Source organism: Streptomyces anatolicus (assembly GCF_019400875.1).
GTDB classification, from domain to species: domain Bacteria; phylum Actinomycetota; class Actinomycetes; order Streptomycetales; family Streptomycetaceae; genus Streptomyces; species Streptomyces anatolicus.
This window is the reverse complement of record NZ_WMBF01000475.1, coordinates 1-4,889: the sequence shown is the minus strand read 5'-3', so window position 1 is coordinate 4,889 and position 4,889 is coordinate 1. Positions and strand designations below refer to the sequence as shown.

Genomic DNA, 4,889 nt, shown 5'->3' with positions numbered 1-4,889 from the left:
CCTCTGACCCGTCCCCCACCCCCCGCGCCACGCACGGAGCGTGACCGCGGCGCTCCGGATGCGCCTGCTATGCCTCAATTACCCTTACGGAAACGTGATCTGCCTCACGCGATGCACGGTATGCATCTGGGTTCTCCTAGGGTGTTCCGTAGTGACTTCCTTCGACTCATCCCCCCACCTCAACGCCTGGCGCACGCTGCTCGCGCTGGCCGTCGTGTTCGTCATGCTGGCGACCACGGGCTGGACCGCCGTCCGCGACAACGGAGGCGAGTCGTCGCCTCTCGCCGCCGCGCTCTCCGCCTGGGAGCGGGGAAGCATCAACGGGCACGCGCTGCCCGACCCCGACGCTCCCGCCGCTCGGCTCACCCAGTTCTTCGCCTCGCTCGACAAGCGGCAGCGCGACCGGCTGGCCGCCCGCTACCCGCTCGCGGTCGGCAACATGAACGGCGCGCCCCCCGAGCTGCGTTACCGCGCCAACCGCATCGCCCTGGGCCAGGCCCGCAAGGTCGAGCGCGAGCGCATGCACGACAAACGCCTCTCGCCCCTGGGGCAGCAGGAGGCCGAGCGCCGGATGAAGCGCTTCGGGGTCATGATGCGCCCGAACCGCCAGGTCCTCGCCTTCGACCCCATGGGCTCCGGACGTATGGCCGAGGTCTTCGGGGATCTCGACAAGGCCCGCCGTGTCTCGGTGGTGGTGCCCGGCGTCGACACCAACGTGCTGACCTTCGAGCGGACGTGGCGCAAGTACTCGGCGCCGGTGGGCATGGCGAAGGCGCTCTACCGCGAGGAGCGCGCCGTCGACCCGCGCGCGCGTACCGCCGTGATCGCCTGGGCCGACTACACCGCGCCCGTGGGCATCGGCGTGGACGCGGCCACGTCCATGCGCGCCGAGAGCGGGGCCGTGCGCCTCGACTCCATGGTGCGGGCGCTCCCCGGGCGCTCCCCGGTGGCGCTGTACTGCCACAGCTACGGCTCCGTGGTGTGCGGTGTGGCCGCGCGGACGCTGCCCTCGCGGGTCAGGGACATCACGGTCGCGGGCAGCCCCGGCATGCGCGCCGACCGGGCGTCGCAGCTCGGTACCCGGGCCCGGATCTGGGCCGCGCGGGACAGTGACGACTGGATTCAGGATGTGCCGTATCTGGAGGTCGGCGGGCTCGGCCATGGCGCCGACCCGGTCTCCGGCGGCTTCGGCGCGCGGGTGCTCTCCGCGGCGGGCGCCGCGGGGCACACCGGCTACTTCGAGCCGGGCACGGAGAGCCTGCGCAACTTCGCCGAGATCGGCACCGGCGCGTACCAGGGAGTGCGGTGCGCGAGTGCGGACGACGCCTGCCGGAAGAACATTTCCGGTGGGGCGGCGGCCTGACGCGCGTAGAAATCGACGAAACAGCGGCCCGCCGCAGGAGGGACGGAGGCGCGCGTGCCGCCTACGATGAGCCGCATGGGTGATGTACTGGCCGGATTTCACGCCGCCTGGGAGTTCGAGTCCGACTCCGTGCTCATCCGCTTCGAACGGGGAATCCGCACGCCGAAGCTCTACCAAGCGCTCGGTGAACGGCGTATCCCGCATGAGGCGATCGCAGCGGTGACTCTCTCTCCCGGCAAACGCGGGACCGTCGTTCTGCATGCCGTCCCGAGGCCGGGCGCCGATCCTCTGATGGAGGCGGCGGCCGGTCAGCTCAAGGACGGCTGCGACCCGTACCGCTTGGTGCTGCCGGCCGAGCGGGAGACGCTCGCCGAGTACTACGCGGACGAGCTGCGAGCACTGATCACAGCGGACGATGACCCTCCCGACCGCTATCTGGTTGCCGCCCCCGAGGCGCCGCTGCAGTTCAAGGCGTACGACGCGAAGGCCTCGTTCGACGGCAAGCAGGTGTCCTTCCGTTGGTTCTGGACGGGCGCGTCGTCGGCGAAGTGGAAGGCCGGCGACCAGAGTTTTCCCCTCGCGGACCTGATTGGCGTCGAATGGCGTTCGCCGGAGGTCTTCGAGGGCCATCTGCGGCTCCTGCGCCGTGACTCCCCCGTGGCGCAGCCCGCGCAGGCCGACCAGGATCCGGCGGCCGTGGTCTTCGGGCTCGGCTACGGCCCGGTCCACGAGTCGCTGCCGTTCGCCGCGTCGGTCCTCGCGGCGGTGCGCGCCTGCGGCCCGGCCCTGACCTCCGACGGCGTCGGCGCCCCGTCCGTCCCGGCTGTCCGGCGCGACCCGGCGGACATCGCGGACCGCATCCGGCACCTGGGCGAGCTGCACCAGGCGGGGCTGCTCACGGACGATGAGTTCACGACGAAGAAGACCGAGCTGCTGGCGGAACTGTGAGCAGGGAGCCCGGCTACTCGCGGCCCGGCTACTCGCGGCCCGCCGAGGTGAACGTCATGTCGGCGTAGCGGTCGCCCGCGACGTCGGCGGCGATCGGGGCGAGCAGGGCGAGTTCGTCGTCGGTGAGGGTGATGCGGGTGGCCGCGGTGTTCTCCTCGACGCGGGTGCGCTTGCGGGTGCCGGGGATCGGGACGACGGGCAGGCCGTGGACCGCGGACTGCTGCTGCACCCAGGCCAGGGCGATCTGGCCGAGGCTCGCGCCATGGGCTTCGGCGACCGTGCGGACGGGGGCCAGGAGGGCCGCGTTGGCGGCGGCGTTGGCACCGGTGAAGCGGGGCTGGTGACGGCGGAAGTCGTCCTCGCCCAGCTCCTTGTCCGCGTTGACGAACGCGCCGGTGAGGAAGCCGCGGCCGAGCGGCGAGTAGGGCACGAGCGCCACGCCGAGCCCGGCGGCCGCCGGGACCACGCCCCGCTCGATGTCGCGGCTGAAGAGCGACCACTCCGACTGGACGGCGGCGATGGGGTGGACGGCGTGGGCGGCGCGCAGTTCGTCGCCGGTGACCTCGCTCAGGCCGAGGTGCTTGACCTTGCCCGCGGTGACGAGATCGGCCATCGCGCCGACCGCCTCCTCGATGGGGACTTCCGGGTCGCGGCGGTGCATGTAGTAGAGGTCGATGGTGTCCGTGCCGAGGCGGCGCAGGCTGGCCTCGACGCTGGAGCGGATGTAGGAGGGGGAGTTGTCGATGCGCCGCTCCGTCGGCTCGCCCGGATCGATGGCCAGGGCGAACTTGGTGGCGATGACGATCTCGTCACGGTGCGCCTTGACGAAGGGGGCGAGGAACTTCTCGTTCTCGCCCATGCCGTAGACGTCGGCGGTGTCATAGAGGGTGACGCCCAGTTCGAGGGCGCGGTCCAGGGTGGCGCGGGCCTCATCGGCGTCGGTCGGGCCGTAGGCGAAGCTCATGCCCATGCAGCCGAGGCCCTGGACACCGACCTCGGGGCCGTGGGTGCCGAGCCGGGCCGTGGCGATCCCGTCGTACGTGTTCTCCACCGTCATCTGTGTTCAGTACCTCTCCGACGCCTTGCGGGCGCCCGCGTATGTGTCGATCTTGTAGTCGAGGACGGCGAGGGTGTCCCGCAGCTCCGCGATGCGGGCGCGGACGTCGCGCCGGGTCCGCTCCAGGAGTTCCTGGCGCTCGGGGAAGGTGTGCTCGCCTTCGCGCACCAGCTCCGCGTAGCGGACCATGTCGGCCACGGGCATCCCGGTCAGCCGGAGCTTGCCGACGAAGGCGAGCCAGTTCAGGTCGCGGTTGCGGTAGCGGCGCTGGCCCGTGTGGGAGCGGTCGATGTGGGGCATCAGGCCGATCCGCTCGTACCACCGCAGGGTGTACGCGGTGAGGCCGGTGAAGGCGGCGACCTCGCTGATCGTGTAGTGGTTCTGGCCGTCCGGGCGCGGGGGCCCGGACGGTACCGACTCGCAGCGGGCGGACCCGGATGCGGGGCGGGATGCTGCGCTCGTGGTCTCCATCACCGTCATGTTCCTCACGCTATGACCTTGGAGTGCGCTCCAAGCAAGCGGATTCGTGGATCGATGTGAGCGGCTGAGGGGATCGATCAGTGGATCGAGGGGGTCGGTGGGAAGCGAGGGGCAGATCTCATTAGGCTCGTGGGCATGCAGAGCTTGGCGATGATCGAGAACTGGCCGGTTCCCACGGCGGCCGCCGCTGTCGTCCGCGCGGACGGGACACTCGCCGGGGCACACGGGCCGACGGACCGGCGCTTCGCCCTCGCCTCGGTCACCAAACCGCTCGCGGCGTACGCGGCCCTTGTCGCGTACGAGGAGGGGGCGGTCGAGCTCGACGAGCCCGCCGGGCCGGAGGGGTCGACGGTACGTCACCTGCTCGCGCACACCAGTGGGCTCGCCTTCGACGAGCACCGGGTGACGTCGGCGCCGGGGACGCGGCGGCTGTACTCGAACGCCGGGTTCGAGGTGCTGGGCGATCACATCGCCAAGGCGACGGACATCCCGTTCGCGGAGTATCTGCGGCAGGCGGTGCTGGAACCGCTCGGGATGACCGCCACCGCGCTGGAGGGCGAGTGTTCGCCCGCCAAGGACGGGGTGTCCACCGTCGACGACCTCGTCAGGTTCGCGGCGGAGGTGCAGGCGCCCCGGCTGCTCGACGCGCGGACGGTGGCGGCGGCGATGACGGTGACGTACCCGGGTCTCAAGGGTGTGCTGCCGGGGTACGGGCACCAGAACCCCAACGACTGGGGGCTCGGGTTCGAGATCCGGGACTCCAAGTCGCCGCACTGGACGGGGAGTTCGTCGTCGCCCCGGACGTTCGGGCACTTCGGGCAGGCCGGCACGTTCCTGTGGGTGGACCCGGACGCGGGGGCGGCCTGTGTCGCCCTCACCGACCGGCCCTTCGGGCCCTGGGCCGTGGAGGTCTGGCCGCCGTTCACGGACGCGGTACTCGCGGAGCTCTGAGGCCCCGCGGGGCCCCCGGTCTCCGCGCCCTACGGCTACCCGCCCGCCATCTCCCACACCAGCAGCTCCGCCGCGACCCCTGTCGTGGCG

Annotated in this window: 5 protein-coding genes; 3 read left to right on the top strand and 2 right to left on the bottom strand. The window is 71.6% G+C overall.

What is annotated here, in order from left to right:
- The first annotated feature begins 151 nt into the window (after positions 1 to 151).
- Together GKQ77_RS27735 and GKQ77_RS27730 are read left to right on the top strand one after the other, a co-directional pair.
- Positions 152 to 1,363 (top strand): alpha/beta hydrolase, encoded by a 1,212-nt coding sequence (locus GKQ77_RS27735; RefSeq protein WP_219691666.1) that lies wholly within the window; start codon positions 152 to 154, stop codon positions 1,361 to 1,363.
- Between the two features lie 75 nt (positions 1,364 to 1,438).
- Positions 1,439 to 2,311, top strand: a complete 873-nt coding sequence (locus GKQ77_RS27730; protein WP_219691665.1) for a DUF4429 domain-containing protein — start codon at positions 1,439 to 1,441, stop codon at positions 2,309 to 2,311.
- 28 nt (positions 2,312 to 2,339) lie between these two features.
- Here GKQ77_RS27730 and GKQ77_RS27725 read toward each other — a convergent pair whose 3' ends face one another.
- Both GKQ77_RS27725 and GKQ77_RS27720 read right to left on the bottom strand, forming a co-directional pair.
- Positions 2,340 to 3,368 carry an aldo/keto reductase gene (locus tag GKQ77_RS27725; RefSeq protein ID WP_219691664.1) on the bottom strand — a complete coding sequence of 343 codons (1,029 nt, stop codon included), beginning with the start codon at positions 3,366 to 3,368 and terminating at the stop codon, positions 2,340 to 2,342.
- 6 nt (positions 3,369 to 3,374) lie between these two features.
- Entirely contained in the window at positions 3,375 to 3,848 is a 474-nt protein-coding gene (locus GKQ77_RS27720) for a MerR family transcriptional regulator (protein ID WP_219691663.1), read from the bottom strand.
- Between the two features lie 135 nt (positions 3,849 to 3,983).
- Here GKQ77_RS27720 and GKQ77_RS27715 point away from each other — a divergent pair, with 135 nt between their 5' ends.
- The gene (locus tag GKQ77_RS27715; RefSeq protein WP_219691662.1) at positions 3,984 to 4,799 is read left to right on the top strand and encodes a serine hydrolase domain-containing protein; all 816 of its coding nucleotides are present in this window, start codon (positions 3,984 to 3,986) and stop codon (positions 4,797 to 4,799) included.
- Positions 4,800 to 4,889 lie beyond the last annotated feature (90 nt).

What these genes read in the sequence shown, in the direction of transcription:
- GKQ77_RS27730 (WP_219691665.1), top strand. Translation starts at nt 1,439, where the DNA reads ATGGGTGATGTACTGGCCGGATTTCACGCCGCCTGGGAGTTCGAGTCC.
- GKQ77_RS27725 (WP_219691664.1), bottom strand. Translation starts at nt 3,368, where the DNA reads ATGACGGTGGAGAACACGTACGACGGGATCGCCACGGCCCGGCTCGGC.
- GKQ77_RS27720 (WP_219691663.1), bottom strand. Translation starts at nt 3,848, where the DNA reads ATGACGGTGATGGAGACCACGAGCGCAGCATCCCGCCCCGCATCCGGG.
- GKQ77_RS27715 (WP_219691662.1), top strand. Translation starts at nt 3,984, where the DNA reads ATGCAGAGCTTGGCGATGATCGAGAACTGGCCGGTTCCCACGGCGGCC.